The sequence below is a fragment of the Psychrobacillus sp. BL-248-WT-3 genome (assembly GCF_012843435.1).
GTDB lineage: Bacteria > Bacillota > Bacilli > Bacillales_A > Planococcaceae > Psychrobacillus.
On sequence record NZ_JABAFC010000079.1, the window covers coordinates 1 to 2,423 of the forward strand.

Genomic DNA, 2,423 nt, shown 5'->3' on the forward strand with positions numbered 1-2,423 from the left:
TTTCGCTAATCTAATAGATTTTCAGTAAACTATATATATTCGTTTATTGGGGGTCAGACAAGTGGAGGGAAAATTAGTGCTTTATTTAGAAATTCATCAACTAGCCAAAAGAAACTTAACAGTTTCTCAAATTGCAAATCAGTTTAAAGTATCTAGAACGACAGTGTATAAATATTTGGAGATGAGCTTTGAAGAGGCGATACAACAATTTGAAGAAGGTAAAACAAGGAAGAAGAAATTAGATGAGCATCTAGATTGGATAGTTGCCTGGTTGGAGGAATATCCACACCTAAGTGCAGCTCAGATTAAAGATTGGTTATTAGAAAAGTTTCCAAGCCTAGAGATTGGAGACAGTACTGTTCGATTATATGTTCAAGAAGTCAGAGAGAAATATCAAATTGAAAAGACGAAACAAACAAGGCAGTATGAGGCCATACAACAACAGCCTATGGGAAAACAGATGCAGGTTGATTGGGGAGAAACAAAGCAGAAAACGGTAAGTAAAAGAGAAATAAAACTTTACTTTATCGCGTTTGTTTTGGCGCATTCACGCCACAAATACATGGAATGGCAAGATCGACCATTTACAACAAGAGATGCGATTCGCTGCCATGAAAACGCCTTTCACTTTTATGGGGGAATGCCTAACGAAATTGTATACGATCAGGATCATTTACTTTCGGTTAGCGAGAACGCTGGTGATTTAATTCTGACTACCGATTTTCAATCGTATGTGAAAGAACGGAATTTCAGGGTTCATTTATGTCGTAAGGCAGACCCTGAATCAAAAGGAATGATTGAAAATGTCGTTAAATTTATCAAAGGAAACTTCGCAGATAGTCGAGTTTTTAAAGATATTGATGACTGGAATGAACGAGCACTTCAATGGCTCGAACGAACTGGGAATCACAATGTGCATAACACAACGAAAAAAAGACCCGCAGAAGTGTTTCTCCTCGAAAAGCAACACTTACAACCGGTCTCTAGCTTACTTTCAATAGAAAGTATGAATGAGTCTAGTATAACAAGAAATGTAATGAAGGACAACACAGTCAGATTTGAGTCTAATCGATACTCCGTACCGATAGGTACTTACAAAACAAAAGGAAATAATCAGGTGTTCCTTGAAGTAAAAGGCTCCAATAACAAGCAGTTGGTTATCAGAAGTAGTAAGAATCGTGAAGTCATTGCCAAACATACAATCAGCAAGGAGAAGGGTATTCTTATTAAGAATAGAAATCATAGTAGGGATCGATCTAAAGGTATCGAGGCTTTAAAAAAGGGGCTTTTATCGACATTTGAAGAGGAAGAAAAAGCGAAGGCGTACATAGAGAAAGTGCTCGAGAAATACCCACGTTATCGTCGAGATCATTTAGAAATTTTCCGTTCGGTTTCAATAAACGATTCCACTTGGTTAGATAAGGCGCTGGAGAAATGCATCAATGAAAATTTGTATAGTGCGAATGATTTTAAAGACGTTGTACTTTACCTAAAAAAACAATCTCAACAGGAACCATTACTTTCCTTAGAACAGGAGAAACGGCTGATTCATAAAGTAGATATACCAGTTGGAACACGTCCTTTAAGTACGTACACAAGCATTTTAGGAGGCGAACTTTCATGAATCATACGGTAAAAGAAATTCAGAGCCAGTTCAAACTATTACGCTTAGCCGAAACAGCCGAGGAGCTTCCACAGCTCCTTCGCGAAGCTGAGAAATCCTCATGGACCTATTTAGAGTTCCTAGAGGCCATTACCCACTTTGAATTGAAGAAAAGAGAAGCTAAGAGTGTGGAAAGACGGTTGAAATGGGCACGGTTCCCTTATCAGAAAACTCTGTTGGAATTTAGTATTGAAGCACAAAATTCTTTAAGTGAACGCCAACTTACTCAACTACAAGAAATAAATTGGCTGGAGCAACAGTATAATTTGATCTTATTAGGTCCTCCAGGAGTGGGAAAAACACACTTAGCCGTAGGCTTAGGCATCGAGGCGATTAACAAAGGTTATCAAGTTTACTTTGTGACAATGGGAGAATTAATTCAACTACTGAAAACGGAGGAGTTTGCGCATAAATCACAGGTACAGATGAAACGATTAAGAGCTTCTGATTTAGTTATTATTGATGATTTGATGTATATGGCGATGGACCAACGCGAGGCCAATCTGTTCTTCCAAATGATCAATCATCTTTATGAACAAAGTTCCATCATCTTAACTTCTAATAAGAGTCCAGATCAATGGGGAGAATTAATGGGAGATGAAGGAATTACTACGGCTATTTTAGATCGTCTTTTACATCGTGTGGAGGTAATACATATGAATGGAGACAGTTATCGGATGAAAAACCGACAGAATTTGTTTTAAGCAAAAGTGTTCACTCTAAATTAGCAAAAAGTGTTCAATTCTACTTGACGGTTACA

2 protein-coding genes are annotated in these 2,423 nt (G+C 37.7%); both read left to right on the forward strand.

Features of this window, described 5'->3' with window-relative positions; genetic code table 11:
* Positions 1-76: 76 nt before the first annotated feature.
* Positions 77-1,624, forward strand: coding sequence for an IS21 family transposase (gene istA / locus HF876_RS18660; RefSeq protein WP_342568204.1), 1,548 nt, complete (start codon positions 77-79; stop codon positions 1,622-1,624).
* Complete coding sequence (istB, locus tag HF876_RS18665) at positions 1,621-2,367, forward strand: IS21-like element helper ATPase IstB (RefSeq protein WP_169361551.1); 747 nt, start codon at positions 1,621-1,623, stop codon at positions 2,365-2,367. Before istA ends, istB begins: the two co-directional genes overlap by 4 nt.
* Positions 2,368-2,423 lie beyond the last annotated feature (56 nt).

Bases quoted from the DNA above. Each gene is read 5' to 3' on its own strand.
- istB (WP_169361551.1), top strand. From the start codon at position 1,621: ATGAATCATACGGTAAAAGAAATTCAGAGCCAGTTCAAACTATTACGC.